Origin of the sequence: Halomonas sp. AOP13-D3-9 (assembly GCF_052379125.1) — a bacterium.
Taxonomy (GTDB): Bacteria; Pseudomonadota; Gammaproteobacteria; order Pseudomonadales; family Halomonadaceae; genus Vreelandella.
In genome coordinates this window covers 171,309-192,516 of sequence record NZ_JBQSYH010000005.1, presented here as the reverse complement: position 1 = coordinate 192,516, position 21,208 = coordinate 171,309, and the positions used below count along the sequence as shown (strand labels likewise).

The window sequence follows — 21,208 nt, the reverse complement described above, 5'->3', positions numbered from 1 at the left end:
GCTTAAAACTCCCACTCAATACCGCTTAAGGCCTGTTCACTCAAGGTGACCATGGGCACCCGGAATAGCCAGTCGCACTGCTCCTTATCGGTGAGCACCAGCTCCTGCGTCTCCGGCCCGGCAATCTCGATGCCCGCTTCCCGCGCCATGCCCAGCCATAGCGCCAGGGTTTCCAAGTCGTGGCTGGGCGGCAAGCGCTCGGCCAGTTCTGCCAGGGTCAGCGGGCGTCCCTCTGCTGCCAGCAGCGCCAGCGTCTCCTGTACCAGGGCGTCACGGTCTAACCCATCCAGGGAGTCCCAGAATTCAGCCTCAATATCGCTCAAGTCACTCGCCTGCTGGTCAAGGTTAAGTACCTCGTCCTGCTCGTTTTCCAACGTTTTGAAACGCAGCCGCTCGACCACCGACAGGTTACCCAAGGCAAAGCCCAGCGGCGGCAACGACGCTACGTCTGACCGGCGCACCTTTTGGCGCTGCCAATCTAGCGCTTGGGCAGTATTAAAGATGTCGTTGAGCAACTGCCCCACCCGGTGGTGTTCGGCGGCCAGCCCGGTTTTGATAAAGCCTTTAACATCCTTTTCACTGCGCGCCCGGGCCTGCAAAACGGCTTGGCTTTCCAGTATCAGCCGCATACGCAGAAGTTTAAGATCCTGCTGCTGTAAACGATTAAGCGCTTTTTCTGCGGCGGGATGAACGAGAATGGTGCGTAGCTGCTGGCGCATCATATCCAGCGCGGCAGTCTGGCGTAGCTGTTGGAGGAAACTATCGAACACGCGCCCTTCCGGGGTATCCAGCAGCGCTTCCTGACCATCCAGCAAGCGGTCAACAATATCGCCCCGGTGGTACTTTTCGGACATGATCGACTGGCGCAACGAACGATCGGCCTCGCGCCAGGAGTCTTCCACCCGGCGAAAGTCGGCTCGCAACCCGGTGGCTAGATTAAACACTTCGCGGATACGCTCAACGGCCTCCGCCTCGGCAAGCACCGGCACATGCCCGGCTTCCGCATCGGCTAGTTCGCTCTCCAACTGTTGGATTTTGCGCCGGATCGACGCCTTACGGCTCTCGGGGTTGGGGTTGAGGCCCACTTCCAGGTTTTCGATCTCACGCTGCACCACCGACAGCCGCGAGGCGGTGGAGGTCATAATGCGGTTATCCAGCGAGTCGATAAACTGGATCGCCGATGACAAGGCATCGGTGGCATACAAACGCTGACCACGCTCAGTAACCAAGCCGCGCCGGATCCACTGGCGCAGCTCTCGCCCGGCCTGCAGCCGCGTATTGTCAGGGTCGATCGCGTACTCATCCTGCTCGGCGTAGCGCCCCAGCATCTGCGACAGCGCTTCCAGGGCATCCGCCTCGGCAATACCGTCTTCGCTGAATTCAAACAGCGATGTCAGGCACCCCAGCACCAACGGCGCACGGGGCGACGCCAGCAATAGCCAAGCGGGGTGCTGCTTGCGGGCAGCGATATAGTGTCGAGTGCGTTGCTGGGGGTTACTGTCCATATTGATATCTAAGTCGCTTAAGCATTCAAGCCTTGTTTATCCCAACGTCTCCGCCGTCACGTTCGCCGCCGCGGGCTGGGTGGAGTGGTGGCGATTGATCGCGCTAAGGACGCCTTTCATGGAGGCACTGGTAATGCTCTCATCGGTGCCTACACCAAACACCGCTTTGCCATCGATACGTACTTCCACATAAGCGATAGCTTCGGCATCCGCGCCCTGGCCGCGGGAATGCTCATGGTAGTCGATAATTTCCACATCGTGCCCGGCGGCGGCCAGCGCTTTGACAAAGGCGGCTAGCGGGCCGTTGCCTTCGCCAGTAAGCGTTTGTCGCTCACTGTTTTGTTCGACCACGGCATCCAACGTGACTTTGGGGCTGTCGGGCTCCGACGACAAACGATGGCTCACTAGCGCAAAAGGTGCGCGCTGCTCTAAATACTCATCGGCAAAGGCCTGATAAATCATTTGAGAGGTGATTTCTTTACCTGTGCGCTCTGCCACTTCCTGCACTACCTGGCTGAACTCGATGGAGAGCCGACGCGGCAGCTCAATGCCGTGCTCCTGCTCAAGCAGGTAAGACACCCCGCCTTTGCCCGACTGGCTGTTAACGCGAATCACTGCTTCGTAGCTACGGCCTACGTCCAGGGGGTCGATAGGCAAATAAGGGACGTCCCAAACGGCGTCAGGATTTGCGCGCCGATCCGCCATGCCTTTTTTGATCGCATCCTGGTGAGAGCCGGAGAAAGCGGTAAACACCAAATCGCCCACATAAGGATGACGGGGATGTACCGGTAGCTGATTGCAGTACTCCACTTCGCGCATGATGGGAGTGATATTGGAGAAATCTAGCGCAGGGTTAACCCCCTGGGTGTACATATTCATCGCCAGGGTGACGATATCAACGTTACCGGTACGCTCGCCGTTGCCAAACAGCGTGCCCTCAACCCGGTCGGCCCCGGCCATCAACGTTAGCTCGGCTGCCGCTACGCCGGTGCCGCGATCGTTATGGGGGTGAACGCTGACGATCAGATGATCACGGTTTTTGACGTGGCGGCAGAACCACTCAATTTGATCGGCATAGTTATTCGGCGTGGCGACTTCTACCGTGGCCGGGAGGTTCACGATCATGCGCTTATCAGCGCTGGAACCATAAGCCGCCATGACCGCTTCGACGATCTCAACGGCAAAGTCCATCTCGGTAGTGGTGAATAGCTCAGGCGAGTACTGAAACGTCCAGTTGGTTTCCGGTGCAGCATCCATCTGGGCACGTATCTGCTGGGTAGCCTCCACGGCGATTTGCACGCACTCAGGCTTATCGACGTTGAATACCACCCGGCGGAACATGGGGTCAGTGGCGTTATAGACGTGGACAATGGCGTTCTTGGCGCCTTTCAAAGCTTCAAAAGTGCGTTCAATCAAGTGCGGGCGCGCCTGGGTCAGCACCTGAATGGTCACATCCTCAGGAATTTTATCCTGCTCAATCAGCGAACGTACGAAATCAAAATCGGTTTGTGAGGCAGAGGGAAACCCCACCTCAATCTGTTTGAAACCGACACTTAACAGCATGTCGAATAAGCGCTGCTTGCGCTCCTGATCCATAGGGTCAATCAGCGACTGGTTGCCGTCGCGCAAGTCAACGCTGCACCAGAGTGGCGCCTTCTCGATACGCTTGCTTGGCCACTGGCGGTCGGGCAGATCAACGGCCACGAAGGGGCGGTACTTTTTGGCAGGATCAGTCAACATCATGGCGGCTCTCCTAAAATCAGTCAGTTGTGGGTTTATCGGTGTGCTTACCGCCCGCATCATTCTGGTGTGTGGGGGCTGTTCGAGTAGGCTTGAGTGAGCGCTGACTCCATGCGGTCCAGCTGGGCTTTCAGCCCGTGCACATCATTGCGCAGCGACTGCAGCTCGGCTTCTTCGCCTTCGCCATTGTCCAGCGCCATTTGCGCGCTCTCTTTCTGCATTACGTCCAGCACAATACCAATCATCATATTGAGAAAGATAAAGGCGTTCAAAAAGATAAAGGTGAGAAAATAAATCCAAGCGTAGGGGTAGACGTCCATGGCCGGATACAGCACAGCAGTAGCCCAGCTCTCAAAGGTCGCCACCTGAAATAGCGTTAGCATGGCCAGGGAAATATTGCCCCACAGACCCTCGTCTACATTGTGAAATAGAAAGCTGCCAATGGCTGCGTATATATAGAAGATGATAAACATCAGCAGCACCACATAGCCCATCCGCGGCACCGACTTGACCAGGGCGCTAAGTAGCATCTGAAGCTCTGGAATCATCGACACCAGGCGCAGTACCCGGAAAATACGCAGCAGCCTGGCCAGTAGCACCATTTCCGAGTCATCCATGGGGATGAGACTGGCGGTCACAATAAGAAAATCAAAAACGTTCCAGCCCTTTTTAAAGAAGTCCAGCAGGGTGCGCTCTGCGGCCATTCTGATTAAAATCTCAGTCAGGAAAAATAGCGTTACCGCAATATCGAGATAGAGCAGCCACTGCTCAACCTGAGTGGTTTCATCGTAGGTCTTTGCCCCGATCACCAGGGCAGAAATGACGATAATGGCGATCACTGCCGCTTCAAAAAATTTGTTTGACCGCAGCTTTTCAAATCTGGACTGCCAGGTAGTAAAGGGCTCGCTCATGTAACAAAAAATCTCTCAACGGTTAATCCGCACACTTTATACTAAAATTACACACCTACTACACAAGTGATATCCTGTTGTTTCACTTGATGTATCCTACGCCACCAGAACGCCTCTTTAGACGCCCTGTTGGTACTCTTTTGACTTTTTTACTTTAGCCGCTGGATGACCCCATGACACTGCTTTGGATAGCCTTATTGCCTCTGCTAGGCGTACTGGTACCGGCACTCACCGCACAGCGTGGGCGAAGTTTCTGTTCCCTCGCAACGGCGGTGCTGCCAGCTACCGCCTTAGTAATGACGCTACTCAACGTGCCAGCTCTTTTAGATGGCGAGCAACTGCGTTTTTCGGCCACCTGGATGCCAGAGCTGGCGCTGAACTTGGCGTTTCGCCTGGATGGGCTATCGCTGCTGTTCAACTTATTGATACTCGGCATCGGTCTGCTGATTATTCTTTATGCTCACTATTATTTAGCCAAAGATGAACCATATGGCCGATTCTACGCCTTCCTGATGCTTTTCATGGCGTCAATGGTGGGTATTTCAATGTCGGATAACCTGATTCTACTCTGGCTATTCTGGGAGCTAACCAGCATTTCCTCGTTTTTGCTGATCGGTTACTGGTCGCACCAATCGGATGCCCGTAAAGGCGCACGCATGGCGCTCACTGTTACCGGCGCAGGCGGCCTTGCGTTATTGGCGGGCTTACTGCTGTTGGGCGATATGGCGGGCAGCTTTAATATGGGCGATGTACTGGCTAGCGGCGAAGTGATTCTGGCGGATTCCCGCTACCCGCTAATGCTCGGCTTGGTATTGCTGGGGGCGTTTACCAAATCAGCCCAGTTCCCGTTCCACTTTTGGTTGCCCCACGCCATGGCGGCCCCCACGCCGGTATCGGCCTACCTGCACTCAGCCACCATGGTGAAAGCAGGCATTTTCCTGATGGCGCGGCTGCACCCAGCCATCGCAGGTAGCGAGCTGTGGAGCGTGGTGGTCTCGTTGGTGGGCATCGTGACCATGCTGTATGGCGCCTGGTTTGCGCTAATGAAAACCGACCTCAAGGGCATTTTGGCGTTCTCCACCGTTAGCCATTTAGGCTTAATTACCGTGCTGTTGGGCATCGGCAGTCCCATGGCGATCTTGGCGGCACTGTTTCACATTCTGAATCACGCCACTTTTAAAGCAGCACTGTTTATGAGTGCTGGCATTATCGACCATGAAACCGGCACCCGGGAGCTAAAGCAGCTCGGTGGGCTGAAAAAAGCCATGCCGGTGACCGCACTATTAACAACCTTCGCAGCGGCAGCGATGGCGGGCGTACCGCTGCTTAATGGCTTTTTATCCAAAGAAATGTTCTTCACCGAGGCGCTAGAGACACCCGTTTTAGGTGGTCTAAGCTGGCTGCTACCTACGTTGGCGACGCTTGGTGGTATCCTTTCCGTCGCTTACTCGCTGCGCTTAGTGCACGCCGTGTTCTTCAAACCAGCCCGTGAAGCGCCGCCAAAATCGCCCCATGAACCGCCGCACCTAATGCGCCTGCCGGTGGAAATATTGGTGGCGCTTTGCGTTGTGGTCGGCTTATTTCCAGCCTTTATGGCCACAGGATTGTTAGCGCTCGCCAGCCAAGCGGTGATTGGCAGTCCGCTCGATTTTCACTTGGCCATCTGGCACGGCGTGAATCTGCCGCTTATCATGAGTATGCTCGCTTTTGTAGTGGGTATTGCGCTGTATTGGCGCCATGGCGAAGTGCGTCGATTTACCCAGCAGTTTGCCGGGGTGGATGCCCGACGTGTGTTCGAGCGTATTCTTATTTCTATTGGCTATCGCGCCGAACAGCTTATCGCAGCCCTGGAAGGCAATTCGCTACAGCGTTATGTGGGCTGGCTCTGGCTAGGCGCATTAGTCATGGGTGGGATCGGCTTGGTTCAGATCACCGACTTAACGGGTGCTGCTGGCAATCAAGAGCTGGATGGTATTCTCCTGTTAGGCGCGGGCATGCTGATGTTTGGTGGCATAGCTACCGCCGCCACCCATCGCTACCGGCTCATTTCACTGCTGATGCTCTCGGTAGTGGGGCTTTTTGTAGCCCTCACCTTTGCTCGCTTCTCGGCACCGGACCTGGCGCTGACGCAGCTTTCGGTGGAAGTCGTGACCATGATTCTGCTGATGCTGGCGCTATTTTTCCTACCGCAGAAAACGCCCCGCGAATCCAGCCCGCTGCGTAATGTCCGCGATATGCTGCTAGCAGGTTCACTGGGTTTGGTAATTGCCAGCCTGAACTACGCGGTGATGACCCGCGACACACTGTCGATTTCCAGCTTCTTTGTGGAAAACAGCAAGCCCGGTGGCGGTGGCTATAACGTGGTTAACGTTATTTTGGTCGACTTCCGTGGTTTCGATACCCTGGGTGAAATCACTGTGCTGGCTCTCGCGGGCTTGGCCATCTTCAAGCTGCTGAATCGCCTACGTCTGTTTATCCCCCACAGTGACGGAGAAGGCCGGGTATGGTCACCCGACCGCTACCCTGCAGTACTGACCTCAATTTCCATGACGCTGCTGCCGTTGGCATTGCTGGTTTCCGCGTTTATCTTCCTGCGCGGCCATAACCAGCCAGGCGGCGGCTTTATTGCCGGGCTTATTACGGCGGTAGCGCTGATCCTGCTATACATGGCCCGAGGCGTTGCATGGGCACAAGAGCGTTTGGACTTCCCCTTCCAACCGGTAGCCGTTATCGGGGTGGCGATTGCCACCTTAACCGGGCTGGGTAGTTGGCTATTCGGCCATCCGTTCTTAACTTCGGCCTTCGGTTACTTCTCGCTACCACTGATCGGTACCTTTGAACTGGCCACCGCGCTGCTCTTTGACCTGGGCGTTTATTTAGCGGTAGTGGGTGCCACGCTGATGATTCTTGCCAACCTGGGCAAGGTCACCACCGCCCACCGCCCGGTTACTGAAGCTTCAGAAAAAGATGCCGACGCCAGCGCGGCAACGCCCTCTGCCAAGGAGCCTCGCTAATGGAACTGCTCTATGCGATGACCACCGGTGTATTGACCGCCTGTGGCCTTTACTTGACGTTGCGAGGCCGCACCTTTCCGGTAGTGGTGGGCCTTACGCTGCTCTCTTACGCCGTGAATCTATTCCTGTTTTCGATGGGCGGCTTAACCACTGATGGCCCCGCGATTGTGTCTGAGGGAACTGACTACGCCGACCCGCTCCCCCAGGCGCTGGTGCTCACTGCCATTGTGATCGGCTTTGCGATGACGGCCTTTGTAGTGATCCTGGCGATGCGGGCGCGTAGTGAAGTGGGTAACGACCACGTCGACGGTAAAAAGGAAGACCGAGAATGATGCAGCACCTGATTGTTTTTCCTGTTGTTCTACCGTTAGTGGCGGGCATCTTACTGCTCTATCAACGCCAGGGACTGGTGCGTTATAAGCGTATTGTCAGCGTTGCCGCCACTGCGCTACTGCTGCTGGTAGCGATTGGTTTGTTAAGCCAGGCCGCTAGCGGTGAAATCACTTACTACGCACTCGGTGACTGGCAAGCCCCGTTCGGCATCGTACTGGTACTTGATCGCCTCTCGGCGTTAATGCTGCTGCTGACCGCTGTATTGGCCGTTGGCGCAGTGGTCTTTGCCTGTGCGGGTGACGACGAGAAAGGCAGTAACTTCCACGGCCTTTTTCAGTGGCAGTTGCTGGGCATTAATGGGGCTTTTTTAACCGGCGATTTGTTCAACCTGTTCGTCTTCTTTGAAGTACTGCTGCTAGCCTCTTACGCCCTGCTACTGCACGGTGGCGGCAAAGCGCGCATTCAGGCAAGCGTCCATTATGTGGTGCTCAACCTGGCGGGCTCTTCACTGTTTCTGATTGCGGTGGGAATTCTATACGGCGCCACGGGCACGCTGAATATGGCCGATATGGCCATCCGGGTCGCTGACCTACCGACCGAACGCGACGGTTTAGTGACCGCTGGTGCACTAATGCTGTTGGTGGTGTTTGGGTTAAAAGCAGCTATTTTACCGCTCTACTTCTGGCTGCCCAAGGCCTATGCCTCCGCCCCGGCCCCGGTGGCTGCACTGTTTGCGATTATGACCAAAGTGGGGATTTACGCCATTCTGCGCGTTTACTCACTTATTTTTGGCGAGAGCGCTGGCGGTTTGGAGGCGCTGGAGCAGCCCTGGGTATGGTGGCTATCGCTCGGCACCCTGGCAGCCGCAGGCGTTGGGGTAATGGCCGCGCGGGATTTGCGTTTGCTAGTGGCTTACCTGGTGTTGGTGTCGGTGGGCACGCTGCTGGCAGGTATTGGCATGCGCTCCCCCCAGGCGGTCTCTGCGCTACTCTATTACCTCATCCACACCACGCTAATCACCGGTGGTTTATTCCTGCTAGCGGAAATGATTGGTCTACAGCGTGGCAAAGCGGGCACTCGCTTGGTCAAGGGCCGCCCTATGGTGCAAGGTGGCGCACTTGCTATGCTGTTTTTTATCGGCGCTATCGCCGTAGCGGGCATTCCACCGTTTTCCGGCGCTTTCGGCAAGGCGTTGATGCTTAATTCCGCCGAGGGCACCCAGCGCCTATGGCTCTGGCCCCTACTGCTGCTGACCAGCCTGGCCTCGCTGATCGCCCTTTCCCGAGCAGGCTCTACGCTGTTTTGGCGTAGCTATCGCGGCAGTATCAGCGGTAGCCCGTTACCCTACCGCCAATGGTTTGGGGTTATCTGGCTGTTGAGTGCAGCCCCGCTATTAGTCGCACTTGCAGGTCCGGTGAGCAGCTACACTCAAGCCACGGCTGAGCAACTAGCCAACCCCCAGGTGCTGATTCGCACGCTACTACCTGATGCTGGAGGTGCCCAATGATCGCCCCGCGTTCCTGGCTACCCACGCCTGTATTATCGCTACTGTTGCTGGTCGTGTGGCTGCTGTTAGTACGCAGCTACGCCTTTGGACAATTCGTGCTGGGCGGCTCGTTAGCTATCTTGATCCCCCTGCTGACCCACCGCTTTTGGGATGCACGGCCACTGATCGCTAAGCCTTTCGCCCTACTGCGGTTTATCTTCCGGGTACTGGGCGACATTATCACCGCCAATTTTGAGGTGGCTTACTTGATCGCCAACCCCTGGCGCAGACTAAAGCCTCACTTTATCGAATACCCGCTAATGCTCGAAGAGCGCTTCACCATCACGTTACTGGCCAGCACCATCAGCCTTACGCCGGGTACCGTGTCGGCCAATCTGCGTATGGATGGTAAGTCGCTGCTGATTCACGCCTTAAATGTCGACGATGAAGAGGCGCTGATTAACCAGATTCGTGAGCGCTACGAGCGCCCGCTCAAGGAGATTTACGAATGCTGAGCATTGCGCTTTATATCACCTTAGCCCTGGTGGTGATGGCACTGTTGATGAACCTATATCGGCTGACCATCGGCCCTAGCCTGCCCGACCGAGTACTGGCTCTGGACACCATGTACGTCAACTCGATTGCACTTATTGTGTTGTTAGGGCTGTGGCTGAACAGCAAAACCTACTTCGAGTCGGCGCTGCTAATCGCGATGCTAGGTTTTATCAGCACCGTGGCGGTATGCAAATATATTCTGCGCGGAGACATCATCGAATGATTAACATGAACTATCGAATGATGAATCTAGGTCAGGGGGAGCTATGTCAGTAATCATTGAAGCGCTTATTTCACTGCTGCTAATCGCTGGCGGTATCTTCGTTTTCATCGGTTCGCTGGGGATGGCGCACCTGCGCGATTTCTATATGCGTCTGCATGGCCCTACCAAGGCCACCACCTTGGGCATCGGCTGCATGCTGATCGCTTCAATGCTGTACTTCTGGAGCATTGACGGCAAACCGGATGCTCAAGAGCTGCTGATTACGCTATTCCTGTTTATTACCGCCCCCGTCAGCGCCCACCTGTTGGCCAAGTCAGGCCTGCACCTGAAGTTAACACACGCCGATAAAACCCAGGGTAAACCAGTAGAGCTGCGCCCTGAAGAAGTAGGCGACAAGCCGGTACCGCACCCAGATAAAGGGCATGGTTGAAACGCCATATAATAAAAAGCGGGCGGTGCTTCTCGGCATCGCCCGCTTTTTTATGACCGCTTATTTACGATGTTAAATCCTGCTGGTGATAGCCCAGCAGGTAGAGCACGCCATCAAGACCCGAGGTAGAAAGCGCCTGACGCGCCTGGGCACGCACCAACGGCTTGGCCCGAAACGCAATGCCCATACCCGCCTTGGCGAGCATTTTTAGATCGTTGGCGCCGTCACCCACCGCAATCGTTTGATCCAGAGTAAAACCTTCTCTTAACGCAATGGACTCCAATAGTGCGGCTTTGCGTTCAGCATCGACTATCGGTTCGCTAACGGCGCCGGTGACCTTGCCCGCTTCGATGATCAGCTCATTGGCATGGATCTCATCAAAACCAAGTTTCTCCTGCAAGTGGCGGGCAAAGTAGGTAAAGCCACCGGAGAGAATCACAGTGCGATAGCCCAAGCGTTTTAGGTTGGCCATCAACCGTTCAACGCCTTCCATCAGCGGCAGCTCCTCAGCGATCTCCGCCAGCACCGACTCATCCAAACCGCCCAGCTTACTCATCCGCTCGCGGAAACTTGCTTTAAAATCAAGCTCGCCGCGCATGGCCCGCTCGGTGACTTCTGCGACCTCTTCGCCAACGCCATGGCGGCGGGCCAGCTCGTCAATCACTTCGGCTTTGATCAGCGTGGAGTCCATATCGAAACAGACCAAACGGGGCTGAACGTGATCGCGCGTATCTGCTTGGATAACAATATCCACGCCCAGGGTTTCGCTCAGGACCAGTGCGGCATTGCGCACGGCCTCAATATCTACCTCGCCTACCAAGCGCTGCTCAATGCAGTCGATACTCTCGCCCTGCTGTATATCAGCAAGGCGCTGGGTGCGCTTTTCCTGTAGACCAAACTGCACGATAAGCGCGTCTACCTGAGCCTGAATCTCCGCGGTGAGTTGCGGCGCTAAAACGGTTAGGATCAAGTCACCGTTTGCCATCACTTAGCTCCTGCCATTATTTATTCCCCTGCCTCTAAACGGTCAACTTTTTGGAAGCCGCGGGGCAGCTTGCTGCCGCGTCGGCCACGCTCGCCACGATAATAGGCCAGATCGTCGGCTTTTAGGGTTAGCTTGCGCTTACCGGCATGAATCATTAGTGCATCGTTAGACGCCAGCACGGTAAGACCGCAGACAAATTCTTCTCTGCGCGCAGCCCTTGGGCCGGGTATATCGAGCATCTTATTGCCTTTGCCTTTGGACATTTCCGGTAGTTGATCCAAGGGAAACAGCAGTAGCCGGCCTTCGTTTGAAACCGAGGCAACCCACAGCTCGTCACCCTCTGGCACTTCAACCGGCGCCATCACATTGCAGCCTTTGGGCAGGCTAAGCACCGCTTTACCGGCTTTATTTTTACCCGTCAGCGTATCAAGGCGCGCCACAAAGCCATAGCCACCGTCGGTGGCGAGCACAAAGCGGCGTTCGGGCGGTGCAAACATCAGCCCCGCCATTTTTGCCCCGGCGGCGACATTTGCACGCCCGGTGACTGGCTCACCCTGGCCCCGGGCACTGGGCAAGTTATGCGCCGATAGCGTATAAGCACGCCCGGTGTCATCCAGCAGCACCAGCGGCTGATTGGTTTTACCTTTCGCCGCCAGCTGGAAGCTATCCCCGGCTTTATAGGAGAGCCCTTCGGGGTCGATATCGTGCCCTTTCGCCGCGCGAATCCAACCCTTATCGGAAAGCACCACGGTAATCGGGTCAGCGCCCAGCAGTTCGACTTCTGAAAGCGCCTTGGACTCTTCGCGCTCGACCAGCGGTGAGCGGCGTTCGTCGCCGTGCTCTTTACCCGCGGCACGAATCTCTTTTTCGATCAGGGTAGTGAGCTTGGCTTCGCTGCCTAGCAGGCCTTCTAAATACTTGCGCTCTTTTTCCAGTTCATCCTGCTCGCCGCGAATTTTCATCTCTTCGAGCTTGGCCAGGTGACGCAGGCGCAGCTCTAGAATCGCTTCCGCTTGACGCTCGGAGAGGCTAAAGGCTGCGATCAACGACGCTTTCGGGTCATCCTCTTCGCGAATAATGCGGATCACTTCGTCCAGATCCAGGTAGGCAATTAGCAGGCCTTCGAGGATATGCAAGCGATCTTCGACTTTGCCCAGGCGGTGCTCTAAACGACGGCGCACCGTGCTACGGCGAAACTGCAGCCACTCACCCAGCATTTCGGGCAGCGGCATCACCCGTGGCCGACCGTCCAGGCCGATCACGTTCATGTTCACCCGCACGTTCTTTTCCAGATCCGTCGTGGCAAACAGGTGGGCCATCAGCGACTCAACGTCAATACGGTTGGAGCGCGGCTCAATCACCAGGCGGGTGGGCTCTTCGTGGGTCGACTCATCGCGCAGGTCGGCGACCATGGGCAGCTTTTTGGCCTGCATTTGCGCCGCAATCTGCTCCAGCACCTTGGCGCCGCTGACCTGATAGGGCACCGAGGTAATCACGATATTGGCTTCTTCGCGAATATAGCGAGCACGCAGTTTTACCGAGCCCCGGCCGGACTCGTAGAGCTTACGCAGATCAGCCGGCGGGGTAATGATTTCCGCATCGGTGGGAAAGTCCGGCGCGGGCACGAATTCCATTAAATCAGCGGTGGTCGCCTTGGGGTTGCGCAATAGGTGGCAGGTGGCTTCGACGATTTCCGAGACGTTATGCGGCGGAATATCGGTGGCCATGCCCACGGCAATCCCGGTACCGCCGTTGAGCAGTACATGGGGTAGCTTTGCAGGCAGTACCAGGGGCTCCTGCATGGTGCCGTCGAAGTTGGGCACCCAATCGACGGTGCCTTGGCCCAGCTCGCCGAGTAGCACTTCGGCAAACTTGGAGAGTTTGGCTTCGGTGTAGCGCATGGCGGCAAAGGATTTAGGATCGTCAGGACTCCCCCAGTTACCCTGTCCATCCACCAGCGGATAGCGGTAGCTAAACGGCTGCGCCATCAGCACCATGGCTTCGTAGCAGGCGCTGTCGCCATGGGGGTGGAATTTACCCAGTACGTCACCGACGGTACGCGCCGATTTTTTGTACTTGGCATTAGCATGCAGCGCCAGCTCGCGCATGGCGTAAATAATTCGCCGCTGCACGGGTTTCATGCCGTCGCCGATATTGGGTAAGGCGCGGTCGAGAATGACGTACATCGAGTAGTCGAGGTACGCTTTTTCAGTGTAGTCGCGCAGGGAGAGACGTTCGACGTCGCCCTCCGCTACTTGAATATCCATGTCGATTATATCCTACCTTGACAACAAAACCGCCCCAGTCGGGGCGGCTGATAAGCGGACGCGCGGCCACTTAACATGGCTCGCTATGTTAATTGATACCTTTCGTTTGGTGCCTTCGTCTCGTGTGACAGTACAGCCGCTTGAGAACTGCCGTGAAACTCATCCAGCAATCCTTTCAAGCGCTGGGCCTGGAGCGATAGTTCATTGGCAGCACCAGCGGCCTGGCTGACCAAGCCGGCGTTCTGTTGAGTTACCGTATCCATTTGGGTAACCGCCCGGTTGATCTCGTCAATGCCGTTAGTCTGCTCGCCAGACGCTTGGCTAATTTCACTAATCCGCGCAGTCACCTCTTCGATCGCCACCACTATGTCTTTCATGGCAGATTCAGCGGCTTGAGCATAGCCACTACCGGTCGCAATCTGCTCAGAAGTGGTTTTAATCAGCCCATTAATGTTTCTGGCAGAGGCAGCACTGCGTGACGCCAGCTCGCGAACTTCGCTAGCCACCACAGCGAACCCACGGCCATGCTCACCCGCACGCGCTGCCTCAACTGAGGCGTTTAGCGCCAATATGTTGGTTTGGAAAGCAATATTCTCAATCACACTAACAATGGTCGACACTTCACCGGAGCTTTCGTTGATCGCCTCCATGGATTGCGCCAGCCGCGATACCTGTTCACCACCTTGTTTCACTTTTTCCGCTGACTCTTTCGCTCGCTGATCCGCCTCTTGGGCGTTGTCAGCGTTGCGCTTCACCGTCGCGGCCATCTCTTCCATCGTGGAAGAGGTCTCTTGCAAAGAAGCCGCCTGCTGCTCGGTGCGGCTAGAAAGCTCGGTATTGCCCGCGGCAATTTCCGTCGATTCACTGGCGATGGCATCCGCCACACTGCGCACGTCACCAAATAGATGCTGCAACTTATCTGAGTAGCGGTTAACGGCGCTGCGCAATTCGCCGATTTCATCGTCACGGTAAATGGTTAGCTCGCGGCTGGAGCCACCTTGGCCTAACTGGTCGATCTGCAGGGTGGTACTGCGGATTTGCCGCAACAGGATACGTCCGCCCCACCAGCCAAGTGCAAGCAACAGGGCTAACAGGGGCAGAATGACAACCAGCAAATCACGCGTTAGGGTGCGCGCCAGCGCCGTCACTTCCTCTTGCGGCGTCATTAACCCAAGCGTCCAACCGGTATCCTGCATATCAAACAAGCGCACCGAAGCGGGAGCATCCAGCACCCCAGCGGTCTCAACGCTGATTTCGTCGCGCCCTTCATTGAGGCCATCAACAACGGGCTGCAACCAAGGCATACTGCTGGTTAAATTCGCTAAACCCTGCATTTCATCCGTTTCCAGGTCAGCACCTGGGAAATGAATGACATTACCCGCACTATCAAGCACAAACGCATATCCACCGGTAGCACCGCCGTTTTCAGTTAAAAACTCGGCAACACCTTCTAGCTGCATATCAATAGTGGCCACGCCCGCAAACTCATCATCCAGATAGTAAGGGACGCTACACGTCACCATTGCCACGCCTGTGGCAGGGTCACGATACGCCGTGGACCATACGCACTGACCCGGTTCGGCATCACGGGCGCTGCTGTACCACTCTTCATCCTGATAAGGCGACATACCGGGGGCATTATAATCATCTAAAAACTCAAGCCCGCCTTGCTCGTTTCTTGCCCAGAAGAAACTAAAACGCTCAACCCCCGCTTCAAATGCATTGGGCTCTGGCCAGATGCCACCGCCGACAATGACGCTATTACCGTTGTCATCTACCACTCTTGGGAAGGCTTGCAAATAAAGTTCTTCGTCGCGAGGTAACGACTCAGCCAAGGCGGCAAGACTCGAGGTATTGCCTTCAACCCGCGATAACTGCGCATCCAAAGCGTTGACTATCGAACCGCCCGTTCGATCCACCAACGACTGGCTTGCTTCAATCACCAGCGGTTGGCCCCGCCACGCCATCACGGCGTAGATACTGGCGGCCATCAGTAGCATAAGAGCGAGCGCGGCCAGCGTTAGCTGCCTAGATATGGTTTTGAACAACGTTTTTCCCCTATGAATGCACGGTTTTAGAGTTTGTAAGCCCTGCATTCAACTATCGGCTAAAGCACGCGTTACTGTAACAACGCCTAGTTAACGCTTATCCGTTTTTAGCTAAACCTCGATATCGGCGAGGTTGCCGTAATCTTCCAGCCATTTTTTGCGATCACCGGCACGTTTTTTAGCCAACAGCATATCCATCATTTCCATGGTGCCGTCGCCCTCGGTCAAAGTGAGCTGTACCAGGCGCCGGGTTTCCGTCGACATGGTGGTTTCACGCAGCTGCAGCGGGCTCATCTCCCCCAAGCCTTTAAAGCGCTGTACGTTTGGCGTGCCGCGCTTGTTGGCCAGTTGCTTGAGAATGGCGGCCTTTTCGCTCTCATCCAGGGCGTAGTGCACCTCTTTACCCAAGTCGATACGGTAAAGTGGCGGCATCGCGACATAGACGTGACCCGCATCGACCAAGCTTGGGAAGTGGCGCACAAACAGTGCACAAAGCAGCGTGGCGATGTGCAGACCGTCGGAATCGGCGTCGGCGAGAATACAGATCTTGTGATAACGCAGCTTTTCCAAATCAGCGCTACCAGGGTCAGCGCCGATGGCAACGGCGATATCGTGCACCTCCTGGGAGCCGTAGATATCGTGGGTTTCCACTTCCCAGGTATTCAGGATCTTACCGCGCAGCGGCAATATCGCCTGCGTTTCGCGGTTGCGGGCCTGTTTGGCACTGCCGCCGGCGGAGTCCCCTTCGACCAGGAACAGCTCACTCTGAGCGGGATCCTGACCGGAGCAATCCGCCAACTTGCCGGGCAGCGCGGGGCCGGAGGTGACCTTTTTACGGGCGACCTTTTTGGCTTTTTTCTGACGATTCTGCGCCGCGCTAATCACCAGCTCTGCAATCGCTTCGGCTTGATCCACATGATGGTTTAACCATAGCGAGAAAGCGTCTTTAACCACGCCGGAAACAAAACCAGCAATGGTACGCGATGAGAGCCGTTCTTTGGTTTGTCCGGCAAACTGCGGGTCGAGCATTTTTACCGAGAGCACAAAGGAAGTGCGCTCCCATAAATCATCGGCGGTGAGCTTGATGCCGCGGGGCAACAGGTTGCGGTATTCGCAGAACTCGCGCAGGGCATCCAAGAGCCCGGAACGGAAACCGTTGACGTGGGTGCCGCCCTGGGGGGTAGGAATTAGGTTAACGTAGCTCTCCAGCAGCGCTTCGCCGCCTTCGGGTAGCCACTGGATGGCCCAGTCCACGCCGTGTTCGTCGTCGCTAAAGTGGCCGACAAATGGCTCGGGGGGCAGCACTTCATAGCCATCGGTGGCTTCTACCAAATAGTCGCGCAGGCCATCGGCGAACTCCCATTCGGTGGTGGTGCCCTCGGGCTCTACCAGCTTGACCTTGAGCCCGGGGCAAAGCACCGCTTTGGCACGCAGCAGGTGTTTGAGCCGGGTTAGCGCTAGTTTGGGACTATCGAAGTAGCTCTCATCGGGCCAGAAACGCACCAGTGTGCCACTCGCCCGCTTGGGCGCTTTACCAATTTCATGCAGCTCTTCAACTTTTTCACCGAACTCGAAGGCCATGGCATGGCGTGCACCGTCGCGGGTAACTTCCACATCCAAGCGGCGCGAAAGCGCATTCACCACCGAAACACCGACACCATGCAGGCCGCCGGAGAAGCGGTAGCTGGTGGAGGAGAACTTCCCCCCCGAGTGCAGTTTGGTAAAGATCAGCTCAACGCCGGATACGCCGTGCTCAGGATGCAGGTCGATAGGCATGCCGCGGCCATTGTCCTGCACTTCGATCCCGCCGTCGCTATGTAGCACGACATTGATTTCGGTGGCGTGGCCTGCTAACGCCTCATCGACACTGTTATCAATGACTTCCTGGGCAAGGTGGTTGGGGCGAGTGGTGTCGGTATACATACCGGGACGCTTACGTACCGGCTCGAGGCCCGACAGGACTTCGATGGAACTCGCGCCGTACTGAGAGGCATCAAACTGGGTCATGTAACGTCGGTTCCCTGAAAAATCGTACTGGCAGCCATATTGAATGCTGAATCGAGTAATTGGCGGCTGGCAAAGACGCACAGGATAGCTGAAAAGCAAAAAGCTGTATATCTAGCCATGCTTCATGCTTGTTGCCAGGGGTGCCGGGGATAGGTCACTCCTGCTCCGCCGCCCAAAATGCTTCAATCAATCCCTTACTGGAAGCATCCATCCGCGATAGATCTCCCTCATGGTCGATAATCTTTTGGGTATCCGTGGCAATCTGTTTGCCTAACTCAACGCCCCACTGATCGAACGGGTTGATATCCCAAATCACCGCCTGAACAAAGACCTTGTGCTCGTAAAGGGCGATAAGTGAGCCCAGGGTAGCGGGCGTCAGTTGGTCGAGCAGTACCGTTGTCGAGGGCTGGTTGCCACGATAGCGCTTGTGCTCCGGTCGCGGGCCGTCGTCTTCCAAGGCGTCGTCACCGAGCATTAATACCCGAGACTGAGCAAAGCAGTTGGCCAGTGCCAAACGGTGCTGGGTTTTAAGGTGACGGCGGGTATCCGGGTCTTCCACCTCATCATAGCGCTTGAGCGGCGCGATAAAATCGCACACCACCGGCTGAGTGCCCTGGTGCAGCAACTGGTAGAACGCGTGCTGAGCATTGGGGCCAAGCTGCCCCCACAGCACCGGGCAGGTGGAGTAGTTGACCGGTTGCCCCTGGCGGGTGACCGACTTGCCGTTGGACTCCATCTCAAGCTGTTCAAGGTAGGCGGCAAAATACTCCAAGCGTCCATCGTAGGGCAGTATGGAGTGCGCACGGATATCCAGAAAATTAACGTTCCAGATTCCTGCTAACGCTAGCAGCACGGGCAGGTTCTCCGACATTTCTGCCTTAGCGAAATGGTGATCCATGGCGTGCGCACCGGCTAAAAATTCGCGGAAATTCGCCATCCCCACCACCAGCGCAATCGGCAAGCCGATAGTGCCCCACAGCGAGTAGCGCCCGCCGACCCACTCCCAAAAGGTTAACTGATGGTCGTCCGCAATGCCCCACTCGGTCATTTTCTCGGGGCTCGCCGACACCCCGATAAAGTGCTGGCGAACAACTAATTCTGCGCTGATCGGCGTCGCGCCATGCTGAGTCAAACGGCCCAGCAGCCACTCCCGGGCAGTGTTAGCGTTGGAGAGCGTATCAATGGTCGTGAATGATTTGGACGACAGCACAAAGATGGTGGTTTCAGGATTCAACCGGCTCAGATAGTCCGCTAACTGCGAGCCATCCATGGTGGAAGCAAAATGCACCTCAACCGGGTGAATATCTTTGGGACGGAAATCCGCCAGCGCATGGGTGACCATCAAGGGTCCCAGATCTGAACCGCCAACGCCCAGATTCACTACATGGCGAATCGGCTTGCCGGTGGCACCGCGCCACTGCCCTGCGTGCAGCCGGCTCACCAAGCGCTCCATTTGGGTAAGGCTTTCGTGCACGGCAGCGACGATATCTTCACCTTCAACCTCAAGCGAGGCATCGGCGGGCAAACGCAACGCTGTATGTAACGCCGGACGGTTTTCGCTAACATTCACTCGCTTACCGCTTAGCAGTGCCTCAATCGCCGAGGGCACCCCCGCTTCAGTCGCCAGCGTAAACAGATGCTCGAGCGTATCGTCATCCCAGCGCTGCTTGGAGAGATCCAGCGTCAAGCCCGCCACCTGGCGAGTAAAACTTTCCCAGCGCGAGGGCTCGGTACCAAACAGCGTTTTTAGGTGAACGTGCTGCAGCGTTTCAGCGTGATGCTTTAACGTCTGCCACGCGGGTAACGTATCGGGGGTAGCGCTTGATGCTGAGGCCATGTGGCATCTCCAGTGGCGTCGTTCCATGCAAGGTCTGTTCTGGCGTACTGTTCTGACTTACGAAGGACGCGTAAACTACGCAGCCTCATTAACAATACCGGCTTGCCCATGAGTGATGCATCTTACCGTGACGCTATCTTTTCGACACCCCTTGACCGCGTAGCGCGGTTCTCTTTCGATGAGAAGGTCGTCGCATGCTTTCCTGATATGATCCGTCGATCAGTGCCTGGATACGGGCAAATTCTGGGCATGCTGAGTTTAATTGCCCAGCGCCACCTTCGCCACGGTGCCCATGTATATGACCTGGGCTGCTCCCTTGGCGCCTCCGGGCTTGCACTGGCGGGCGCGCTGCCGCCTGATGCTTTTCGCTACACAGGCGTCGATCTTTCCCCCGCCATGGTGACTCAGGCACGGCAAACCTTCGCTGACGAGTGCCCAGCGTACGCTATGCAGGTCGAAGAAGCCGACATTCGTACCCTAGAGTATGCGCCTTCGGGCATGATCATTCTCAATTTTACCCTACAGTTTCTACCCGCCGCTGACCGCGATGCGCTACTGGCGCGGCTTTATGCAGCACTGGAACCCGGCGGCGTGCTGATTCTTTCCGAGAAAACCGTCGATGCCGACGAGCGCGATAACGCCTGGCGGGTCGAACGCTACCACGACTTTAAGCGCGCCAATGGCTACAGCGATTTAGAAATCAGCCAAAAGCGCACTGCCCTGGAAAACGTGCTGGTACCAGACACGCTGGACGCACTGCATGGGCGGCTAAAGCAGGCAGGCTTTCCGCGCTCAATGACTTGGTTTCAGTACCTCAATTTTGCCTCGCTGATTGCGTTTAAGGAGGGCTAAAGGTGGCACCGTTATCCGACGATCATCGCGCAATTTATCAGGCGTTTTTAGATCAAGCTACACTGGATGCCTCGCTAACACCCTGGCTAGCGAAGCTGCCTGAGCAGCTAGCTTATGGGCTTGACCGCAACCGCCACGGCGACTTGTCTGCCTGGGAAAAAGCTGTGGCCAAACTGCCCACGCTGCCCTCTGATCGGCGCGTGGATTTAAACAGTGATACCGTCAGCGTTGAGCTCGACCTTAGCGATAGCCAGCAGCGCCAATGCTTTAACCTGCTTAGAAAGCTTGCCCCGTGGCGTAAAGGCCCTTTTCAGCTAGGCGGCATTTATATCGACACCGAGTGGCGCTCTGACTGGAAGTGGCAAAGAGTGGCGCCACACCTGGCGCCACTAAAATATCGCAAAGTGCTCGATGTGGGTGGCGGCAGCGGTTACCACGCTTGGCGGATGGCCGGGGCAGGTGCTGCTTTTGTGCTAATCATCGACCCTTCGCCACGTTTCTACTGGCAGTTTCAGGCAGTACGCCACTTTGTGGGTGATGCGGATGGCGGCAGAACGCAGTTTTTACCCGTGGGCATTGAAGATGTGCCTGAGAATCTGGGCTTTTTCGATACGGTATTTTCCATGGGCGTGCTCTATCACCGCCCTGCCCCGCTGGAACATCTTCAGCAGCTAAAAGCCGCCTTGGCACCGGACGGCGAGCTGGTGCTGGAGACCCTGGTAGTCGAAGGCGACGAACAGACCGTATTTGTGCCCGGCGAACGTTACGCCGCCATGCCCAACGTCTACTTCCTGCCCTCTTCCAAAGCGCTATGCCACTGGCTGGAGCGCTGCGGCTTTACCAACGTGCGCGTGGTTGACGAAGCCGTTACCACGTTAGACGAGCAGCGATCGACGGAGTGGATGACCTACCAATCGTTGGCCGATTTTCTTGACCCGAACGATCGCAGCCGCACAATCGAAGGTTACCCAGCACCGCGGCGGGCGGTGATTTTGGCGAATAAGGCGGGGTAGAC

16 protein-coding genes are annotated in these 21,208 nt (G+C 56.3%); 8 read left to right on the top strand and 8 right to left on the bottom strand.

Annotated elements, in window-relative coordinates:
- Nucleotides 1–2: 2 nt before the first annotated feature.
- Genes ACT3UM_RS07425 through ACT3UM_RS07415 form a run of 3 tightly spaced genes read right to left on the bottom strand, consistent with a single transcriptional unit; the run spans nucleotide 3 to nucleotide 4,156 of the window.
- The gene (locus ACT3UM_RS07425) at nucleotides 3–1,505 is read right to left on the bottom strand and encodes a DUF3375 domain-containing protein (RefSeq protein WP_498897506.1); all 1,503 of its coding nucleotides are present in this window, start codon (nucleotides 1,503–1,505) and stop codon (nucleotides 3–5) included.
- A gap of 36 nt (nucleotides 1,506–1,541) precedes the next feature.
- A complete protein-coding gene (leuA, locus tag ACT3UM_RS07420) occupies nucleotides 1,542–3,248 on the bottom strand; it encodes a 2-isopropylmalate synthase (RefSeq protein ID WP_498897504.1) in 1,707 nt (568 codons plus the stop codon).
- A 56-nt stretch (nucleotides 3,249–3,304) separates the two neighbouring features.
- A complete protein-coding gene (locus ACT3UM_RS07415) occupies nucleotides 3,305–4,156 on the bottom strand; it encodes an ion transporter (RefSeq protein WP_498897502.1) in 852 nt (283 codons plus the stop codon).
- Between the two features lie 173 nt (nucleotides 4,157–4,329).
- Here ACT3UM_RS07415 and ACT3UM_RS07410 point away from each other — a divergent pair, with 173 nt between their 5' ends.
- From ACT3UM_RS07410 to ACT3UM_RS07385, 6 genes are read left to right on the top strand one after another with little or no spacing between them, the layout of a single operon-like run.
- The gene (locus ACT3UM_RS07410) at nucleotides 4,330–7,170 is read left to right on the top strand and encodes a monovalent cation/H+ antiporter subunit A (RefSeq protein ID WP_498897500.1); all 2,841 of its coding nucleotides are present in this window, start codon (nucleotides 4,330–4,332) and stop codon (nucleotides 7,168–7,170) included.
- Complete coding sequence (locus ACT3UM_RS07405; RefSeq protein ID WP_035578205.1) at nucleotides 7,170–7,502, top strand: Na+/H+ antiporter subunit C; 333 nt, start codon at nucleotides 7,170–7,172, stop codon at nucleotides 7,500–7,502. Before ACT3UM_RS07410 ends, ACT3UM_RS07405 begins: the two co-directional genes overlap by 1 nt.
- Nucleotides 7,499–9,010 carry a monovalent cation/H+ antiporter subunit D gene (locus tag ACT3UM_RS07400; RefSeq protein WP_498897498.1) on the top strand — a complete coding sequence of 504 codons (1,512 nt, stop codon included), beginning with the start codon at nucleotides 7,499–7,501 and terminating at the stop codon, nucleotides 9,008–9,010. The genes ACT3UM_RS07405 and ACT3UM_RS07400 overlap by 4 nt, the downstream gene beginning before the upstream one ends.
- Complete coding sequence (locus ACT3UM_RS07395; protein ID WP_498897496.1) at nucleotides 9,007–9,504, top strand: Na+/H+ antiporter subunit E; 498 nt, start codon at nucleotides 9,007–9,009, stop codon at nucleotides 9,502–9,504. The genes ACT3UM_RS07400 and ACT3UM_RS07395 overlap by 4 nt, the downstream gene beginning before the upstream one ends.
- On the top strand, nucleotides 9,498–9,767 hold the full coding sequence (locus ACT3UM_RS07390; protein ID WP_008958594.1) for a K+/H+ antiporter subunit F: 270 nt from the start codon (nucleotides 9,498–9,500) through the stop codon (nucleotides 9,765–9,767). Before ACT3UM_RS07395 ends, ACT3UM_RS07390 begins: the two co-directional genes overlap by 7 nt.
- A 43-nt stretch (nucleotides 9,768–9,810) precedes the next feature.
- A complete protein-coding gene (locus ACT3UM_RS07385) occupies nucleotides 9,811–10,197 on the top strand; it encodes a Na+/H+ antiporter subunit G (protein WP_498897493.1) in 387 nt (128 codons plus the stop codon).
- Between the two features lie 64 nt (nucleotides 10,198–10,261).
- On the opposite strand, the gene serB is transcribed toward ACT3UM_RS07385, so the two are convergent.
- The 5 genes from serB to pgi form a co-directional block, all read right to left on the bottom strand.
- Nucleotides 10,262–11,182, bottom strand: a complete 921-nt coding sequence (serB, locus tag ACT3UM_RS07380; RefSeq protein WP_498897491.1) for a phosphoserine phosphatase SerB — start codon at nucleotides 11,180–11,182, stop codon at nucleotides 10,262–10,264.
- 20 nt (nucleotides 11,183–11,202) lie between these two features.
- Nucleotides 11,203–13,449 carry a DNA topoisomerase IV subunit A gene (gene parC, locus ACT3UM_RS07375; protein ID WP_498897489.1) on the bottom strand — a complete coding sequence of 749 codons (2,247 nt, stop codon included), beginning with the start codon at nucleotides 13,447–13,449 and terminating at the stop codon, nucleotides 11,203–11,205.
- Nucleotides 13,450–13,532: 83 nt separating this feature from the next.
- Nucleotides 13,533–15,497 carry a methyl-accepting chemotaxis protein gene (locus ACT3UM_RS07370; protein ID WP_498897487.1) on the bottom strand — a complete coding sequence of 655 codons (1,965 nt, stop codon included), beginning with the start codon at nucleotides 15,495–15,497 and terminating at the stop codon, nucleotides 13,533–13,535.
- A 111-nt stretch (nucleotides 15,498–15,608) separates the two neighbouring features.
- Nucleotides 15,609–17,504: a DNA topoisomerase IV subunit B gene (gene parE, locus ACT3UM_RS07365; protein WP_498897485.1), complete on the bottom strand. Its 1,896-nt coding sequence runs from the start codon at nucleotides 17,502–17,504 to the stop codon at nucleotides 15,609–15,611.
- Between the two features lie 154 nt (nucleotides 17,505–17,658).
- Nucleotides 17,659–19,341, bottom strand: a complete 1,683-nt coding sequence (pgi, locus tag ACT3UM_RS07360) for a glucose-6-phosphate isomerase (protein WP_498897483.1) — start codon at nucleotides 19,339–19,341, stop codon at nucleotides 17,659–17,661.
- Nucleotides 19,342–19,449: 108 nt separating this feature from the next.
- Between pgi and cmoA the strand changes: the two genes are divergently transcribed.
- Both cmoA and cmoB read left to right on the top strand, forming a co-directional pair.
- A complete protein-coding gene (gene cmoA, locus ACT3UM_RS07355; RefSeq protein WP_035578187.1) occupies nucleotides 19,450–20,193 on the top strand; it encodes a carboxy-S-adenosyl-L-methionine synthase CmoA in 744 nt (247 codons plus the stop codon).
- A gap of 2 nt (nucleotides 20,194–20,195) precedes the next feature.
- Nucleotides 20,196–21,206, top strand: coding sequence for a tRNA 5-methoxyuridine(34)/uridine 5-oxyacetic acid(34) synthase CmoB (cmoB, locus tag ACT3UM_RS07350; RefSeq protein ID WP_498897481.1), 1,011 nt, complete (start codon nucleotides 20,196–20,198; stop codon nucleotides 21,204–21,206).
- Nucleotides 21,207–21,208: the final 2 nt, after the last annotated feature.

Coding starts and splice junctions, on each gene's coding strand:
- ACT3UM_RS07425 (WP_498897506.1), bottom strand. CDS start 1,505: ATGGACAGTAACCCCCAGCAACGCACTCGACACTATATCGCTGCCCGC.
- leuA (WP_498897504.1), bottom strand. CDS start 3,248: ATGATGTTGACTGATCCTGCCAAAAAGTACCGCCCCTTCGTGGCCGTT.
- ACT3UM_RS07415 (WP_498897502.1), bottom strand. CDS start 4,156: ATGAGCGAGCCCTTTACTACCTGGCAGTCCAGATTTGAAAAGCTGCGG.
- ACT3UM_RS07410 (WP_498897500.1), top strand. CDS start 4,330: ATGACACTGCTTTGGATAGCCTTATTGCCTCTGCTAGGCGTACTGGTA.
- ACT3UM_RS07405 (WP_035578205.1), top strand. CDS start 7,170: ATGGAACTGCTCTATGCGATGACCACCGGTGTATTGACCGCCTGTGGC.
- ACT3UM_RS07400 (WP_498897498.1), top strand. CDS start 7,499: ATGATGCAGCACCTGATTGTTTTTCCTGTTGTTCTACCGTTAGTGGCG.
- ACT3UM_RS07395 (WP_498897496.1), top strand. CDS start 9,007: ATGATCGCCCCGCGTTCCTGGCTACCCACGCCTGTATTATCGCTACTG.
- ACT3UM_RS07390 (WP_008958594.1), top strand. CDS start 9,498: ATGCTGAGCATTGCGCTTTATATCACCTTAGCCCTGGTGGTGATGGCA.
- ACT3UM_RS07385 (WP_498897493.1), top strand. CDS start 9,811: ATGTCAGTAATCATTGAAGCGCTTATTTCACTGCTGCTAATCGCTGGC.
- serB (WP_498897491.1), bottom strand. CDS start 11,182: ATGGCAAACGGTGACTTGATCCTAACCGTTTTAGCGCCGCAACTCACC.
- parC (WP_498897489.1), bottom strand. CDS start 13,449: ATGGATATTCAAGTAGCGGAGGGCGACGTCGAACGTCTCTCCCTGCGC.
- parE (WP_498897485.1), bottom strand. CDS start 17,504: ATGACCCAGTTTGATGCCTCTCAGTACGGCGCGAGTTCCATCGAAGTC.
- pgi (WP_498897483.1), bottom strand. CDS start 19,341: ATGGCCTCAGCATCAAGCGCTACCCCCGATACGTTACCCGCGTGGCAG.
- cmoA (WP_035578187.1), top strand. CDS start 19,450: ATGAGTGATGCATCTTACCGTGACGCTATCTTTTCGACACCCCTTGAC.